This window comes from Streptomyces sp. NPDC001744, assembly GCF_042892575.1.
Classification (GTDB): domain Bacteria; phylum Actinomycetota; class Actinomycetes; order Streptomycetales; family Streptomycetaceae; genus Streptomyces.
In genome coordinates, this window is sequence record NZ_JBIAUG010000007.1 from 186,613 (window position 1) to 201,832 (window position 15,220).

At 70.4% G+C, this 15,220-nt stretch carries 16 protein-coding genes and 1 pseudogene; 2 read left to right on the forward strand and 15 right to left on the reverse strand.

The window, feature by feature from the left end; translation table 11 throughout:
• Positions 1-17: 17 nt before the first annotated feature.
• From fabG to ACFYZY_RS11480, 5 genes are all read right to left on the reverse strand, one after another.
• The gene (fabG, locus tag ACFYZY_RS11460) at positions 18-779 is read right to left on the reverse strand and encodes a 3-oxoacyl-ACP reductase FabG (protein WP_388692316.1); all 762 of its coding nucleotides are present in this window, start codon (positions 777-779) and stop codon (positions 18-20) included.
• A gap of 179 nt (positions 780-958) precedes the next feature.
• On the reverse strand, positions 959-1,342 hold the full coding sequence (locus ACFYZY_RS11465; RefSeq protein WP_388692317.1) for a DUF3037 domain-containing protein: 384 nt from the start codon (positions 1,340-1,342) through the stop codon (positions 959-961).
• Positions 1,339-2,184 (reverse strand): HipA family kinase, encoded by an 846-nt coding sequence (locus ACFYZY_RS11470; protein WP_388692319.1) that lies wholly within the window; start codon positions 2,182-2,184, stop codon positions 1,339-1,341. The genes ACFYZY_RS11465 and ACFYZY_RS11470 overlap by 4 nt, the downstream gene beginning before the upstream one ends.
• Positions 2,166-2,459 (reverse strand): hypothetical protein, encoded by a 294-nt coding sequence (locus ACFYZY_RS11475; protein ID WP_388692474.1) that lies wholly within the window; start codon positions 2,457-2,459, stop codon positions 2,166-2,168. Before ACFYZY_RS11475 ends, ACFYZY_RS11470 begins: the two co-directional genes overlap by 19 nt.
• A gap of 1,109 nt (positions 2,460-3,568) precedes the next feature.
• Complete coding sequence (locus ACFYZY_RS11480) at positions 3,569-3,907, reverse strand: helix-turn-helix domain-containing protein (RefSeq protein WP_388692475.1); 339 nt, start codon at positions 3,905-3,907, stop codon at positions 3,569-3,571.
• Between ACFYZY_RS11480 and ACFYZY_RS11485 the strand changes: the two genes are divergently transcribed.
• Positions 3,844-4,263, forward strand: a complete 420-nt coding sequence (locus tag ACFYZY_RS11485; protein WP_388692320.1) for a hypothetical protein — start codon at positions 3,844-3,846, stop codon at positions 4,261-4,263. The genes ACFYZY_RS11480 and ACFYZY_RS11485 overlap by 64 nt on opposite strands.
• 195 nt (positions 4,264-4,458) lie before the next feature.
• Here ACFYZY_RS11485 and ACFYZY_RS11490 read toward each other — a convergent pair whose 3' ends face one another.
• Both ACFYZY_RS11490 and ACFYZY_RS11495 read right to left on the reverse strand, forming a co-directional pair.
• Positions 4,459-5,175, reverse strand: a complete 717-nt coding sequence (locus ACFYZY_RS11490; protein ID WP_388692322.1) for a response regulator — start codon at positions 5,173-5,175, stop codon at positions 4,459-4,461.
• 7 nt (positions 5,176-5,182) lie between these two features.
• Positions 5,183-6,370, reverse strand: coding sequence for a sensor histidine kinase (locus ACFYZY_RS11495; protein WP_388692324.1), 1,188 nt, complete (start codon positions 6,368-6,370; stop codon positions 5,183-5,185).
• A gap of 418 nt (positions 6,371-6,788) precedes the next feature.
• Between ACFYZY_RS11495 and ACFYZY_RS11500 the strand changes: the two genes are divergently transcribed.
• A complete protein-coding gene (locus ACFYZY_RS11500; protein WP_388692326.1) occupies positions 6,789-6,971 on the forward strand; it encodes a hypothetical protein in 183 nt (60 codons plus the stop codon).
• Positions 6,972-7,190: 219 nt separating this feature from the next.
• Here ACFYZY_RS11500 and ACFYZY_RS11505 read toward each other — a convergent pair whose 3' ends face one another.
• The 8 genes and pseudogenes from ACFYZY_RS11505 to ACFYZY_RS11540 form a co-directional block, all read right to left on the reverse strand.
• Positions 7,191-8,243, reverse strand: a complete 1,053-nt coding sequence (locus ACFYZY_RS11505) for a DUF418 domain-containing protein (protein ID WP_388692328.1) — start codon at positions 8,241-8,243, stop codon at positions 7,191-7,193.
• Positions 8,244-8,573: 330 nt separating this feature from the next.
• Positions 8,574-9,644: pseudogene (locus ACFYZY_RS11510) on the reverse strand (substrate-binding domain-containing protein).
• Complete coding sequence (locus ACFYZY_RS11515) at positions 9,596-10,291, reverse strand: serine/threonine-protein kinase (protein ID WP_388692330.1); 696 nt, start codon at positions 10,289-10,291, stop codon at positions 9,596-9,598. The pseudogene ACFYZY_RS11510 and the gene ACFYZY_RS11515 overlap by 49 nt, the downstream one beginning before the upstream one ends.
• Before the next feature lie 45 nt (positions 10,292-10,336).
• A complete protein-coding gene (locus ACFYZY_RS11520) occupies positions 10,337-10,564 on the reverse strand; it encodes a hypothetical protein (protein WP_388692332.1) in 228 nt (75 codons plus the stop codon).
• Between the two features lie 347 nt (positions 10,565-10,911).
• Positions 10,912-11,235 (reverse strand): DDE-type integrase/transposase/recombinase, encoded by a 324-nt coding sequence (locus ACFYZY_RS11525; RefSeq protein ID WP_388692334.1) that lies wholly within the window; start codon positions 11,233-11,235, stop codon positions 10,912-10,914.
• Between the two features lie 299 nt (positions 11,236-11,534).
• Positions 11,535-11,693 (reverse strand): hypothetical protein, encoded by a 159-nt coding sequence (locus ACFYZY_RS11530; RefSeq protein ID WP_388692336.1) that lies wholly within the window; start codon positions 11,691-11,693, stop codon positions 11,535-11,537.
• A gap of 33 nt (positions 11,694-11,726) precedes the next feature.
• Positions 11,727-12,566 carry a PQQ-binding-like beta-propeller repeat protein gene (locus tag ACFYZY_RS11535; protein ID WP_388692338.1) on the reverse strand — a complete coding sequence of 280 codons (840 nt, stop codon included), beginning with the start codon at positions 12,564-12,566 and terminating at the stop codon, positions 11,727-11,729.
• Positions 12,567-13,127: 561 nt separating this feature from the next.
• Positions 13,128-14,717, reverse strand: coding sequence for a long-chain-fatty-acid--CoA ligase (locus tag ACFYZY_RS11540; protein ID WP_388692340.1), 1,590 nt, complete (start codon positions 14,715-14,717; stop codon positions 13,128-13,130).
• Positions 14,718-15,220 lie beyond the last annotated feature (503 nt).

Here is a 15,220-nt window from a genome sequence, read left to right on the forward strand (position 1 = left end):
CCTGTTCCGGCCGGCCGTCAGTTGAGCGGGCCGCCGGCCACGTACATGACCTGCCCGGAGACGAAGCCGGCGTCGTCGCCCGTGAAGAACGCGATGGCGTTGGCGACGTCCTCGGGACGGCCGACCCGCTGCACCGGGATCATGGTGGCGGCGGCGGCCTGGAACTCCTCGAAGCCCATGCCGACGCGCTCGGCGGTCTGCGCGGTCATCTCGGTGACGATGAAGCCCGGGGCGACGGCGTTGGCGGTGATGCCGAACTTGCCGAGCTCCTTGGCGAGGGTCTTGGTGAAGCCCTGCAGACCGGCCTTGACGGCCGAGTAGTTGGCCTGGCCCCGGTTGCCGAGCGCCGAGGAGGAGGAGAGGGAGACGATCCGGCCGAAGCCCGCGTCCACCATGTGCTTCTGGCACGCCTTCGCCATCAGGAAGGCACCCTTCAGGTGCACGTTCATGACGAGGTCCCAGTCCGACTCGGACATCTTGAAGAGCAGGTTGTCACGGAGCACGCCCGCGTTGTTGACGAGGATCGTGGGCGCTCCCAGCTCGGCGGCGACGCGCGCGACGGCGGCCTCCACCTGGGCGCCGTCGGAGACGTCGCAGCCGACCGCGAGGGCGGTGCCGCCCGCGGCGGTGATCTTCTCGACGGTGTCCTTGCAGGCCGCCTCGTCGAGGTCGAGTACGGCGACGGCGCGGCCCTCGGCCGCGAGGCGGAGCGCGGTGGCCGCGCCGATGCCCCGCGCGGCGCCCGTGACGACGGCTACGCGCTGCTCGGTGGTGGACATGCTTGGTTCTCCTCGCCCTTGGATCGTCCCTGGTGGCGGCCGGGCCCGGACGTCCGCTCCTGCGTCCCGCACATGAGCGACCGCTTAGTATCGTCCGCAGACGAGACGCTAGAAGCCCTGGCACCCGGTGTCAACGGCCCACCGGGTGCACCTGGCCACTCCCGGCCCGGGGCGGGCGCTCAGCGCACCAGCAGACCGAGCAGGCGTTCCACCTCGGCCTCGGGATCGGCGGTGAGGCCCGTGTGCACGGGCCCCGGCTGCACGACCGTGGAGCGCGGCGCGATCAGCCAGCGGAAACGGCGCCCCGCGTCGTCGCTCCCGGCCTGGCCGGCGGCGTCCCCGCCCAGGCAGACCCCCTCGACCGCGCGCAGCGCGGCCCGGACGCCGGTCACGTCGGCCGCCGGGTCGAGCACGGCCAGTTTGGCCTCGTCCAGGTGCGTACGGGCGGCCACGAAGGAACGGGCGCGGCAGTAGACGACCACGCCCGCGTTGAAGCACTCGCCGCGTTCGACCCGCGGCACCACGCGCAGCAGCGCGTACTCGAAGACGTCGCGGTCGCTCACGTGGTGCTGTCCTTCTCGGTGGGGTGCGGCCGGGGTACGAGGCGTTCGGCGAGCCAGCCGGGCGGCCGCTGCGGGCGGCTCTCGGTGCGCGGCCCGAGCGTGATCCGCTCGTGGATGGTCGCGGCGCGGGGCAGCAGCGCCTCGACGTAGGCGGCGCGCACCTCCTCCGGACCGGTGAAGCCGGGCTCGTCGACGAGCCACGCGTCGGGCACGTCGGCGGTGACCTCTTCGAGGAGTTCGCGGGTGACGAGCGGCGCGAGTTCGGCCGCGGCAGTGGCGATGTCCGGGCCGAAGGGGGCGAGCGCGTGGTCGGAGGCGTCGTACGCCTTCGCGGCGGAGGCGGCGGCACCCGGCCAGTTGTGGTGCCAGATCATGGTGGCGCCGTGGTCGATGAGCCACAGGTCGCCGTGCCAGACGAGCATGTTCGGGTTCCGCCAGGACCGGTCGACGTTGTTGATCACCGCATCGAACCAGACGACCCGGCCCGCCTCGGCGGAGTCCACCTCGTATGCCAGCGGATCGAAGCCCAGCGAACCCGGCAGGAAGTCCATGCCCAGGTTGAGCCCGCCGCTCGCCTTGAGCAGCTCCTGCACCTCCTGGTCGGGTTCGGAGAGCCCGATGACCGGATCGAGCTGGACGCCGACGAGTTCCGGCACCCGCAGCCCGAGCCGGCGGGCGAGCTGCCCGCAGACGACCTCGGCGACCAGGGTCTTGCGCCCCTGGCCCGCGCCGGTGAACTTCACGACATACGTGCCGAGGTCGTCGGCCTCGACGATCCCGGGGAGCGAGCCGCCTTCACGCAGGGGCGTGACATAGCGGGTCGCTACGACCTCTTCCAACACTTTCCCAGGCCACCCATCTCTTCAACCTTGCAATCCGCGGAAGGCTTCTCCGGAGCGTAGAGGCAGGAATCACAGCTCAACAGCGCTGGGGAGAAACTGGAGAGTTTCGGCCAGCAAGCCGATGCCCCGCGCTCCCCAAGCAGACCGTCGATGGTGCCGCGCCCCTTGCTGCCGGCCTCCGGCATGAAGTGAGCATAGTAACCGAGAGTGATCGTCGGCGAGGAGTGTCCGAGCCGCCGCGCCAAGGTCACGACGGACCCTCCGGCTTCCGACATGATCGAGGCGCAGGTGGGCCGAAGCACATGGAAGCCGTCCTTCGGGGCCGCCGCCCACTGTCAGGCTTTCGCCCCCTCGGCACGCGGCGGAACGACGCCCGCCTTGGCCAACGCCGGCTTCCAGGTGTAGGTGTTCCGTGTGTTCACCGCGACGGCGTTGCCGAAGCGCGTGGTGAGCGGCGAGGAGAACTTTTCCCTCTCCCCCTCCGGCCTTCCCACGGCAGCTCCACCTCCACCGGCGGGAACGCTTCGATGTGACGCTTGAGTTCCTCGGCCACCGAGGGGGCATATCCACCGCGCGGATCCTCTTCCCCTTCGGCGGGGCGAAGTACAGCCTCCCGCGGATCGCCCGCACTTGGCGCCGGACGTGAAGCATGCCGCGTTCGCAGTCGATGCCCTCCGGACTCAGTCCGAACACCTCACCCCGGCGGAGTCCGCACCCCAGGCCGACCACGACGGCGATCCTGTTCCGCTCGTTGATGGCATCGCGGACTCGCAGTGCCGTGTCCATCGACCACGCGTCGCTCTCGTGGCGACTTGAGCCACCGCACAGATTTCGCATGAATAGGGTTGCGCGCAAGGGATTGTCGCCGACGACCGCTTCCAATACGGAGGAAAGTTCGGGCAGGATGCCACACTGGTAGTTGACTGACGAAATTGCCGATTCCAGCTTGGTCGTGAAAGAACGGAGATCGGTTGCGGCGATGCTCCGGAGCGGAAGCTGTCCCAGGTGCGGGACGACATGGAGACGCCGCCTACGCTCCTGACCGTCCCGGGTTTTCGGGGCACCCCTCGCCCCGGTGCCCAGTGCGTCGCGGTGCAGTCGGCCAACGTGATGGACCCGTCGCGCGGGTCTACGAACTCGCCTCGCTCCTCGTCCGTGGCCGCCCGGCGAAGCCGCGCCTTGGCGTCCTCCAGCACATCAAAGGATCGGTCTCGCACCCCAGATATCTCGGCGACCTCGTACCGGTTTCCCTTACCACAGCGAGCGGCCCTGCCCCTTCTCCCGGTGGCCGGATCCTTCTTCTTGAGCCAGCGATCCTCGACATACCTGGTCAAACAAATACCCTTCAAAAAGAAGGCGAATGCCGTCTGGTAACGCCAGGTTTTCAAACGCCGGAGTTACTGTGGCGCTGTGGAGCCACACCCAGCGGGTCCAGAGCAGGGTCGGAGCGAGAGTCTGCGCATTCCTGCTCATGGATCCAGACATCGAGGGCTGCCCGTCGGTACATGGCACGACTACAAGGGCCCGTGCGAAAACTGGATGGCCCCTGTCGTCGATGCCGCCAGTCATAGAGGGTGTGCGGCGATACATCCGGGTACGCGGCAGCATCCTTTACGCTCGATCTCAGACGGGGCCCCGATCTACCTGGACGAAGGGACGATGATGCCGGTCGAGCCGTTGTGCTCGTGGGCCCGGAACATGTCGTACGCGGATCTGGCCCGATCCACGCTCAAGGGCTACGAACGGATCATGGCCCGATTCGCCGGGCACCAGGAGGGCCGCGGCCGCGATGTTCTGGCGGCCACTGAGTCGGATCTGGTGGCGTTCAAGAAGGTCCGGACTCTGTTGCAGGAACGACCCATCGGCGCGTCGGCCTGGGGCAAGGAGTCCGGGCTGCTGCATCAGTTCTTCGGGTTCGCCGTTGATGAGGGGCATCTGCCGCAGCGGCCGGCGCGGGCGGCGGCTCGCGGTCGCCATGCGCTGACACCCCGTGTAAAGGGCCGTTTCACGGATGAGGGAGATCGCCGAGGGGATGTCGTCCGCCAGCAGGTGCGCGCAGCGCGAGGGCGCGGCCGGTGAGGCCGGCCGTGGGGAGCCGGCGGGCCAGGTTCAGGGCCGTTTGGGCGTTCCCGGTGCGGAGGTGGATCTGATGCTGCCTCCACGTATGTCGATGTCCACCAGTCTGCCAGGATCCCGGATCGCCAGGAGAGTGACCGTCGGAAGGTGGCGCCGTTCCGGCCTGTCGGCCGGTAGCGGGCCGCCCCCGGGGAAGCCTCAGGCGGGCGGGGCCTGGCGTTCGCGTACGGTGCCGGTGTCCCAGGCCCAGGCGGCGATCTCGACACGGTTGCGAACGCCCAGTTTGTCCTTGATGTTGGCCAAGTGGGTCTTGACGGTGCCCAGGGACAGGTACAGCTCGTCGCAGATCTCCTGGTTGGTGCGGCCGACCGACAGCAGGCGTACGACGTCGAGTTCCCGCGCGGAGAGCGGACTGGATGCGGCGGGGGCCGGCTGATGTCGCGCGAGGTGTTTGAGCAGCCGGACGGTGACGGCGGGAGAGACCAGGGCGTCGCCGCGGGCTGCGGAGCGCACAGCCTCGATCAACAGGTTGGAGGCGGCGTCCTTGAGGAGGAAGCCGCAGGCGCCGTTGCGCAGGGCGGTGTAGGCGTAGTCGTCCTGGTCGAAGGTGGTCACCACGACGACGCGCAGCGGGTCGGTGACGCCCGGCCCGGCCAGGGCACGGGTGACCTCCAGGCCGTCCAGCCTGGGCATGCGGATGTCGACGAGGCACACGTCCGGGCGCAGCCGGCGGGCGAGTTCGACGCACTCGGCGCCGTCCGCGGCCTCCCCGATGACCTCCAGGTCGGGCTGGGTGCCCAGGATCAGCCGGAAGCCGGTGCGGACCATCTCCTGGTCGTCCGCGATCAACACCCGTGTCCGGGCCGTACCCCTCGATTCGCCGACGTCGTCGATTGTCCCGTTCGTGCCGCTCATTCGGGGATCATGCCACAGCGTCCAGAACCGGGAAGGTGGCGGTCACGCACCAGCCGCCGTCCGGAGTCCGGCCGCTGGTGAGGGCGCCTTCGACGGCCTCCACGCGCTCGCGCAGCCCGACCAGGCCGAAGCCGCCCCGGCCGCCGGTCGGGAGGGCGGAGCGTACCGCCGGGGCCGTGTTGGGCACCTCCACCCGCAGCAGGTCGCCGCTCGTGCGCCGGTCGAGACCGAGGCGGACGGTCACGTCCGCACCGGGGGCATGGCGGCGTACGTTCGTCAGCGCCTCCTGCACCACACGGTGGACGGAGGTCTCCACCTCGGGAGCCAGCCGGACCGCGCGCACCGGGTCCTCGACGTCCAGCCGCGCCTCGGTGCCGTCCTCGGCGAACGCGGAGACCAATCGCTCGATTTCGGTCAGCATCTCCGCGGGGCGTGCACCGTGGTGGTCTTCCTCGCGCAACACCCGCACCAGTCGGCGCATGGAGTCCAGGGTCTCCGAGCCGGCTCGCGAGATGCCCTCCAGCAGTGGCTTGATCTGCTCCGGCGAGGTCTCCTGGATCATCAGCCCGGCGTTGGCGTGCACGATGATCCCGGTGACGTGGTGGGCGACGAAGTCGTGCAGATCGCGGGCGAGTTCCGTGCGCTCGTTCTGGCGTACGGCGTCCATGGCCCGAACCCGGCGCGCGTCCTGCAGGCGCAGGTAGCAGCCCAGGCCCACGGTCCCGCCGACGGCGAAGGTCAGGATGAAGGAGAACGTGACGACGTCGTAGCCCGTGCCCACGCGCAGCGGCAGGGCGATCACCGCGACGCCCAGTGCGGCCGACAGGGCCACGGCAGCGACAGGCCGCCGCATCCGGCGCGTGGTGCGCACGAGTATGCCGAGCAGCGCCACGGTCTCCAGCAGACCCCAGGTGGTCTCCAGCGGGGAGAGGCGCAGCTGCATCGCGGTGAGCACCAGTGAGCCCCCGGCCGCGACGCCGGCCCGGATCCCGAGGCCTGGGCGCCGGTCGGGCAGGAGCAGGGCCAGGGCGGTGAGCGTGCCGAAGGACAGCAGGAACAGCCGGCTCGGCCAAATCTTGTCGGAGGCGCTGCTCAGGCTTACGAGATCGAACAGCCACAGCAGGGCAAGGCCGGTGACGAGCATGCAGGTCAGCAGGCGCCGGACGGCCGGGGAGAGGAGAGTATCGGGTTCCACATGCTGAAGCCTAAAGAGGTACGGCTGAGGAGCGGGTCGGCCTGCGGGCCGATATCGGCTGCTCGGCACCGGCGCCGTGACCGACGGAGCAGGTGGCGGCGCGGCGGGGTCGTCGACGGCATGCGGATCCACGTCTTTCCGGCCGGGCAGGGTCCCGGTCTGGCCGCCCACGTCGCCGCGCGGGCGGTCCGATGGGCCCGTTCGGCAAGACCGTCGTGTCCCCCTGCCCTGGTCGGGGGTCGGCCGGGTGAAGTCCTTCGGCCTGACCCGCGCGCCGGCTCGCGTCGACGTTTCCGTACCGGCGAGCCGGCCGCCGGCGGTCATGGGCCCCTCCGGGTCGGGCAGGTCCACTTGCTGCACTGCCCGGCCGGCGTCGAACGACCCGATGAGGGCCCGGTGCCGCCGGCCGGGGAGCGGGGTGGAGCAGCTGGACGAGCCGGTGCGGCGCAGCGAGGCTGCGCCGCACCGCTTCGGCTTCGGCTTCGGCTTCGGCTTCCAGTCCGGTCAGCTGCTGCCGGAGCTGCCCCCCCGACGAGAACGTGTCCCTGCCACCGAAGCCGGGCGGCATGCCGCCTCGCACGGCGGTCCAGACAGCTCGTGATCGGGAGGCACAGCGGGTGCCTGTCGCACAGGCGCAGGCCGGGGCCCGCAGGTGACGTGACCTTCGCCGACGAAGCGACCGCCGGACAGCTCCCCCGGGCCGCCGCCCCTCCTTGCCCACCGGCACCGGGACCGGGACCGGCGCACATCCGCTTCCGCAACCCGCGCTGCTGCCCGGTGCTCCCCCCACTGCCCTGAGGACGTGCGCGGTGCCCCACGGTCAGGATCGGCGGGCGAGCGGCATCACGTTCCACCACGTGACGCAACGCAGACCCCACTCCAGTGGTCCGTAGCGGAACCGGCTCAGCCACCAGCGGCTGAAGACGGACTGGACCGCGAGGATCGTCACCGCCAGCACCATGGCCCTGTCCCAGTGCGAGGATTCCGCCAGGCCGAGTGCGGGGGCCGCGGCGACGACGGCGAGCGTGGCCGTGAGGTAGTTCGTCAGCGCCATCCTGCCGAGCGGTTCGAGCACCGCCGACAGCGGGCGGCCCAACGGGGTACGCAGCAGCAACAGCACCAGGGCGGTGGAGTAGGCGACGGCGCCGAGGAGTCCCGCTCCGGCAGCGATACGGGTGGCGTAGGGCCCGGCCATCGGATAGGTGTGCTGCCACCAGATCCCGGCGGCCGCCGCGGGGACGGCAAGGGCCAGGACGACGGCCAGTTGGCCGGTACGACGGTCCAGAGTGCTGGCGATGCCGAGGCGCGCGAGCGCCAGGCCGAGCAGGAACAGGCCCGGGATGCTGACCAGGCCACCGCCGACGACGGTGACCGACGCGACGGTCCCCAGCAGGCCGCCGGTCAGCACGAGCCAGGTCGGCAGCCAGGAGGCTGGGAGCAGGATGACGAGTCCGACGATCGCGTACGGCAGCAGCGCCTCACCGGGGTGGAGAAGCTGGTGGGCGGCGCCGAGCAGCCCGAGGGCGATCAGCCGGCGCACCAGGAGGAGCCGGGGGCGGGCCGAACGCCGGGCAGCGCTGTCCAGGAAGATCGCGAAGCTGAGGCCGAAGAGGAAGGAGAAGACCGGGAAGAAGCGATGCTGGACGAACAGCTCCAGGTACTCCGGCACGGCGTACCACTGAACGGGTTCGGACGGCGCAGAGGACACCGGGTCCATCGGCGCGATCTGGTTGACGTTCACCAGGAGGATGCCGCACAGGGCGAAGCCGCGCAGCGCGTCGAGCACGGTGATGCGGCGGCCCTCGCGGGCCTGCTGGGGGCCGCTGGCTTCTGGGACCGCAGGACGCGCGGTGGTGGAAAAGTTGGTGTTCATGGACATGGCATGACGATGCGCCACCCGGGTGGCACCCCGGATCGGCCTCCTGGCCGGATCGGCCGGGACCACATCGGCCTGTGGGCCGATGGCCGTTCTCCCCCGGAGCCCCCGCACGCACAGCGCGCAGGCCCCCTCGCGCCGGGTCCGCGTCCCCAGGTGCTTGCTCGGTCCGGATCGTCTGGCCTTCTCGGCCGTGGTGCGTGCCTGCGCGACAGGCGCCGGGCGGCCCACGCTCCGGGTCGCGATCCCGTCCGCGGCTGGAGGTCCGATGCGTGCCGGAAGCGCCGCGACGTCGTTGTGACGCGGGAAAGCGCCGGAGTGACCAGGTCAGCGTCGGCGGTTCAGGAGGTCGAGGCCCTTTTGGCTGAGGGATTCCGGGAGCGGTCCGTAGCCGAGTTCCGCCGCTGTCTTCTGGCCCTTCTCGCTGAGAACGTGGTTCAGGAAGGGGCGGACGTCCGGGGTGGTCGTGGCACTGTGCTTGGCGCACACGACGGCGTAGCCGAACCGGAAGATCGGGTAGGCGTTGTCGGCGGTGGTGTTGTAGTCGGCCTTCATGGCCATGTCCCTGCGGGCGGGATCGAGCACGTCGGCGGTCGCGGCGCCGTCGGTGAGGGATTGGGTGTCGGGGAAGACCGGTTCGTCGGCGCCGGTGTCCAGCGACGCGGGGGCCAGCTTCGCGTTCTTCACCACGTCCATGGGCGCGTAGGCGAGCGGGCCGTCGGTCGCGGTGACCTTGTCGGCGACGTCCTCGTCCGGGACGGCCTCGCTCTTCGGCTCAGGCATGGAGATGCTGGGCGTGTAGGGCCAGTAGTCGGGTGCGGCAACGGCGAGGTACTCGGTGAGCGTCCGAGTGGACTCGGACTGGCCGTGATGGTGGAACAGTGTGATCTTCCGATCGGGCAAGGTCACGTCGGGGTTGAGAGCCCGTATCTACGGGTCGTTCCAACGCGTGATCTCGCCCCTGTACATCTTGGCGACGGTCTTGCCGCTGAGCGTGAGGGAGTTGATGCCCTCCAGGTGAAACACGAGCGCCACGGGCATGGCCATGACCGGGAGCTGCAGGGCTCCGCCGTCACCGCACCTCCTGTCGACCCAGGTGGATTCGGACGCGGTCATGGGCTCGTTGAGGACGGCGAAGTCGGCCCGTTCGCCCTTGAAGTCCATGTAGCCGAACCCGGACCCACCGCCTTCGTAGGTGATGTTGTGCTGCGGGCAGGCTGTGGTGTAGTCCCGGATCCACGCGTTGACAGCCATCTGCTGAGTCTGGGAACCGGCACCGCGCGTCATCCCCGACCGGTCCGCGCAGGAGGAATTCGGCTGCCCTCCCCCACCCTGTGACACGCTCGCCCTCAGGGACGGACTGCTGCCGGGACCGGGCTCCTTGCCCTCGTCCCCCATGCGGCTGACCACCACGGGCACGGTGACGGCCACGGCAGCCAGGGCGGCCGCAGCAGCGATGACCACGGGCGGCGCGCCGGCCAGGCGGGGCGACGCGCATCGGCGGAGGTACCCGTCACCGGCAGCGGCGGTCCGAACCCGGCCGGTGGCACGTCAGGCGGAGACGGCAGCGTCGGAGGCGTGGCGGGAAGGGGCCCGTCCGCGCCCAGGGTCCGCAGGAGCTGGTCAACGGTCGGGCGCTGTTCCGGGTCCTTGGTGAGACAGGCGGTCACCAGCGGGTGCAGTTCGTCCGGCAGCGCGGTCAGGTCCGGTTCCTCATAGACCACGCGAAAACCGATCGCGTGCGCGCTGTCGCCGTCGAACGGGCCGTGTCCCGTGGCCGCATGGACAAGAACCGACCCGAGGGAGAACACATCCGCTGCCGGCCCCACCACCGTACCGGTGAACTGCTCCGGCGCCATGAACGGCGGCGTGCCCACGACGGTCCCCGTCTGCGTCAGCCGGGTCCCATCGCCGGCCCGCGAAATGCCGAAGTCGATGACACGCGGGCCGTCGTCTGCAAGCAGGACGTTGCCGGGCTTCAGATCACGGTGGACCAGCCCGGCGCGGTGGATGTCCAACAGCGCTTCCGACAGGCCGGCCGCCAACCGCAGCACCTCACCCGCCGCCAGCGGTCCCTGCTCTGCGATGCGTTAGGCCAGTGAGCGGCCAGGCACGTACAGCGTCGCCAGCCACGGCATGGAAGCATCGGCATCGGCGTCCACCACCGGCGCGGTGAACGCCCCGCTCACTTGCCGCGCAGCGGCCACCTCGCGCCGGAAGCGGTCCCGGAACCCCGCGTCCTGAGCCAGCTCGGGCCTGATCACCTTCACGGCCACCTGCCGGCCGGACAGCGAGCGGGCCCGACAGACCACGCCCATGCCCCCCCCGCTCCGAGCCGGCCCTCCAGCACATAGCCGCCGATGGAACGCGGATCACCATCCTGCAAGGTCATAGCTTCCAGCCCCCCGATGCGCCTTCACCGAACCACAGCCGACCTCGGCACTGCTCATCACACCCGCGCTCGGCGCCCGCCAGGCTACCGACACCATCCAGCCACAACTGCGCGCAGGGCATCACGAGCCGCGTCACCGTCACGAGCGGCCCCGGGGGCTGTTGCGGATGGCCCGGCCGGGCGGCAGGATCCTCATGCCGTGAACGGGCCGACACCGGATGAGGAAGACGGCCTGAGCTTGTTCCGCTTTGACGGACACCATCGGTGTGGCGGTCAGGCTGTGAGTGCGGTCTCACAGTCGGCGGGACTGCGGTAACCGGGGCTGCTGTGCAGTCGGTGCAAGCTGTACCAGCCCTCGATGAAGTCGAAGATCGCGGGTCGAGAGGGACGACGCTGTCGGCAGGCCGCGGTGAGGGCGTCGGCGACCGGATCGGTTCGCGGGTGATCGGCCGTCGCCCACCCGACTACCCGGCGGGAGGCGATGTCGATGACGGTGGCCAGATAGAGCCAGCCCTCGCCGGTCGCAACGTAGGTGATGTCGCCGCACCAGCGGGCATCGAGGCCGTCCGGGTCGGGAGTGGGGTCGCGGGGCCCCATATGTTCCGCGGGACCGTTCGTGAACTTCGGCGATCTTCTCGGCCAGCCCGGCGTCACGGGCCGCCCGCGGACCGGGTTTGCCGGTGCGGCGGGCGCAGAAGGCGGTTCGGGAGGCCTGCAGCAGTTCACACGCGCGCTTGACGTGGTGACCGTCTCGCTTCTCCGCCTCGATGAACGGGTGCGCCGTCACCGGGTCTCCTTCGCGAAGAAAGCCGTGGCCCGCTTGAGGATCTCCACGTCCTCCCGCAGCCGGCGGTTCTCCCGCCGCAGCGCGGCCAACTCCTCGCGCCCACTGCTGTTCAGACCATCGCGTTCACCCGCGCTGGCCCGGCCCGGCCGGCCCACAGCCGCACCGCGGTCTCGGCCAGGTCGAAGTCCTCGGCGATCTGACCGACCGAGCGGCCACCGCGCCGGCGCGGATCAAGCCCACGAACAGGAGGCATCGCCTCGTGGGACATGCGAACAGCGAAGAACAAGGCTTCGCTCTCGGATCACGGCCGAGGCGGGCACTCCAGGATCCGGCCGTCGACGGTCCCAATGAGCAAGTGCCCTCGGGGCGCCACAGCGAGGGACAGTGCGGTGGCCGGTGCTCCGTCAACCTCAAGTTCGGTGTGGCATCGCACCGAGCCGTCGTCGGCGTCCAGTGCTGTCAGGGCGCCGGAATTGTAGGCCACGTAGACGGTGTGCCCGTCGGTGTCGAGGGCGGTGGCGGGATGATCGGTGCGGTGTTGCCACCGTACTGAGCCGTTCAGGGATCGCCGCACTGCGTAGGCGCCACCGGGTTGGAGTCCGTGGCCGTGATGGACGGCGCCGGCATAGACCGGGGACCGCCCGATTTCGGCTGCGGGGCCCCCGAAATGATGTCCTGCCGGTGCCCAGGAGCGGGGGAAGAGCCGCCGCAACGTCCCATCGGGGTCCAGGGTGGTGACCCACTTGTCCCTATGCGGCTTGTCCGGGTCGGTGCCGACCAGGACGTACGGGCGGCTGGCGCGACGGACGGCGAACGGGTGATCGAACAGGTCGAAGTGGCCGGCCTCCGGACCGTCCGCCGGACCGTCGAGGTCGAACATCATCAGCCGTTCGGGGTGCTTACGGCGGCCGTCCAACGGCCTCAGGATCGTCCTCTGGCCGCCTGCGACGAGAACCGTGAACACGCCGGGGCTCAGGGTCTCCAGCACCTGCCCCGTGTCGACGGCGATCCGGGCGACCCGGGGCACGGATGCCTCCCAGCGCCTTCCCTTGTGCCGGCTGCGGCGTTCGGCATCGGTCCAGACCGATGTGCCGTCGGAGGCCAGAACCAGCTGTCGGCCGCCTTCCTCGTCCTCGACCACCCATTGCAGGTCTCCTGAGGGCAACCAAGACTCCGCCAGGATCCCGTCCAGAGCGGCCAGCACCCGGCCGTGCTCCGTGCCTTCGACAGCCCGCGCCCGCCGGCGTACGGACCACTGTCGACCGGCCGAGGCCGCGAGGTCCGTGAGGATTCGGCGGGCCTCCGCGCTGTGATCCGGCTGGACGGCCGGTTCCGCGGGGGCGGCCAACTCCTCGGCGCTGATCGTCCCCCGCCCGACGGCACCCCAGTCCGAGCGAGCCACAACGACCGCATGCCCCTGCATGAACGACCGCCGCCCCGCCCACCGACCTCGAACAGGCAATCCGCCAGCTCCACGCGGGCAGGCCGACGGTCGCCGCCGAGGAGACCTCGTTCGGTCCAGAGTGACGGCCGGGGCGGGTGCGCCCTTTGCCCCGAGGCCGCGGTGTCCACCTGGCCGGGGTGACCTCCGCCGACCGGCGCCCGCCGCTTCTCGACGGCCGGCCCTGCCCGTAGTGCGGGCGCCGCGCGTCCTCGGCCCAACGGCTTCGCGCGCGAGCGCCGCCACCGCTGCGCGAGGCCGTCAGGGCGCCTCGGTCGGCCGAGGGGTTTCGGCGAGGGCGCGCAGGGCGCCCTTGGCGACCTTTCCGCCGGCGTTGCGGGGGAGCTGGGGAAGCGTCATGAGGTCCTTGGGCATCTTGAAGGAGGCGAGCTTCCCGTCGAGGAAGCCGAGCAGTGCGGGAAGCGACAGGTCCGCCTCCGGGACGACCGCGACGAACGCGACGGGGATCTGGCCCCAGCGCTCGTCGGGCCTTCCGACCACCGCCACCTCGCGCACCGAGGGGTGCTCGGCGATGAGGTTCTCCAGTTCGGCGCAGTAGATGTTCTCCCCACCGCTGATGATCATGTCCTTCTTGCGGTCGACCACCCAGATGAACCCCTCCGCGTCCTGCCGGACCAGGTCCCCGGAGTGGAACCAGCCGCCGCGGAAGGCGTCTTCGGTCTCCTCGGCCTTGTTCCAGTAGCCCTGGGTGACCGTCGGGCCGCGGTAGACGATCTCGCCGACCTCGCCGTTCGGCACGTCGTTCATGGAGTCGTCGACGATGCGGTACTGGACGTTCGGAATCGGCCGGCCGACCGAGCCCAGCTTGCGCAGGGAGTCCTCGCCACGCAGGACGCAGGTGATGGGCGAGGTCTCCGTCTGGCCGAAGACCGCGACGTTGAGCGCGGCGGGGAAGCTCCGCTCCATGGCCCTCAGGGTCGTGTCGGTGGCCGGGGCCGCGCCCCAGCTGATGACGCGCAGCTTGAGATCCCGCTTGTCGATGTCGGGCTGGGCGCAGATCAGGTCCCACTGCTGGGGCACGTTGAAGACGATGGTGGCCCCCTCGCGTTCGTAGGCATCGAGGACGGCCTTCGGGTCGAAGGCGCCGAGCGGGTGGATCACCACCGTGCCACCGAGGAGGAAGGCGGCGACGATCGAGCCCAGGCCGGCGATGTGGAAGAACGGGGCCGTGAGGAAACTGACGTCGGAGTCGTCGGACATGTCCATCGCCCGGATGCAGGTGATGGCCTGCACCTGCATGTTGCGATGGGAAAGCATCACGCCCTTGGGGCGCCCGGTGGTACCCGAGGTGTACATGATGAGCGCGATGGACTCCTCGCTGACGTCGGGGAGTTCCATCGGCTCGTACGCGGCCAGGAGGTCCTCGTACCCGATCTCCTCGCCGGCCCCTCCCCCGGGCGCTTCCGGTTCGCCGATGGCGATCACCGTGGTGACGGAGGCGGCGGGCGGGGCCGCCCGGAACAGCGGGAGGAGCCGGGCGTCGACCACGGCGGCGGCGGGGGTGCAGTCGTCCAGTATGTATCCGAGCTCCGGGGGCGCGAGCCGGAAGCTGAGCGGGACGGCCACGGCGCCCAGGCTGTTCACCGCGAAGACGCTCTCCACGAACCAAGGGTGGTTGAGGGTGAGCACGGCCACCCGGTCACCGGACCGTACGCCCCGGTCGGCGAGCGCGGCGGCGAGCCGGAGGGAGCGCTCCGACAGTTGGGCCCAGGTCGTGGTGGCCCCCGCGTATCGCAGTGCGGGCTTGTCGGGGCGCACCATGGCGTGTGTGGCCGCCTGGGCCATCCAGTGGTGCCGGAAGGACCATGCGGGAGCCGTACCGGGGGACATGCCACTCCTCGGATTCCAGGCGGACAGAGGTGGATCCTGCGGCCACTATGCATGAAAAGTAGCGGCCCAGGAAGGTTTTTGTTAACCGGAAATCACATCGGGACGCCTTGGTCGTGCCGGGCGCCGCCGGGAGGGGCGGAGGCGATTCGCCGCCCGCCTCCGCGTCGGCGGCGAACGCACCGAACCGATCCACGCCGTCGGCCGCGGCCGCGCGGGCCCGAAGGGGTCGACGGACCGCCCGGCGCGTCGGCCACCAGGGGCGGGCACGTGCGCCATGCTCGCGCGACTCGGGGGGCGCCGATCGAGAGGAGCCATGTCCACGCGAGATTTTCCATTCACTTGCCAGCCCCCTCGGCGGGTGAAGCACCCTGCCGAACAGGCTACGAGCAGAAGCCGTGCCGCGTCGGCAAGCTTGTTCTCCGATGTGATTTTTGATTAACATGACGATGCGTTCGGCCGTCGGCGAGACCCCTGCTCTCCAGGCATGTCGGCGCAGTCCGCGT

Bases quoted from the DNA above. Each gene is read 5' to 3' on its own strand.
- fabG (WP_388692316.1), bottom strand. From the start codon at position 779: ATGTCCACCACCGAGCAGCGCGTAGCCGTCGTCACGGGCGCCGCGCGG.
- ACFYZY_RS11475 (WP_388692474.1), bottom strand. From the start codon at position 2,459: ATGTCGGAAGCCGGAGGGTCCGTCGTGACCTTGGCGCGGCGGCTCGGA.
- ACFYZY_RS11485 (WP_388692320.1), top strand. From the start codon at position 3,844: ATGATGCCGGTCGAGCCGTTGTGCTCGTGGGCCCGGAACATGTCGTAC.
- ACFYZY_RS11490 (WP_388692322.1), bottom strand. From the start codon at position 5,175: ATGAGCGGCACGAACGGGACAATCGACGACGTCGGCGAATCGAGGGGT.
- ACFYZY_RS11505 (WP_388692328.1), bottom strand. From the start codon at position 8,243: ATGAACACCAACTTTTCCACCACCGCGCGTCCTGCGGTCCCAGAAGCC.
- ACFYZY_RS11520 (WP_388692332.1), bottom strand. From the start codon at position 10,564: ATGGGCGTGGTCTGTCGGGCCCGCTCGCTGTCCGGCCGGCAGGTGGCC.
- ACFYZY_RS11525 (WP_388692334.1), bottom strand. From the start codon at position 11,235: ATGGGGCCCCGCGACCCCACTCCCGACCCGGACGGCCTCGATGCCCGC.
- ACFYZY_RS11530 (WP_388692336.1), bottom strand. From the start codon at position 11,693: ATGTCCCACGAGGCGATGCCTCCTGTTCGTGGGCTTGATCCGCGCCGG.
- ACFYZY_RS11540 (WP_388692340.1), bottom strand. From the start codon at position 14,717: ATGTCCCCCGGTACGGCTCCCGCATGGTCCTTCCGGCACCACTGGATG.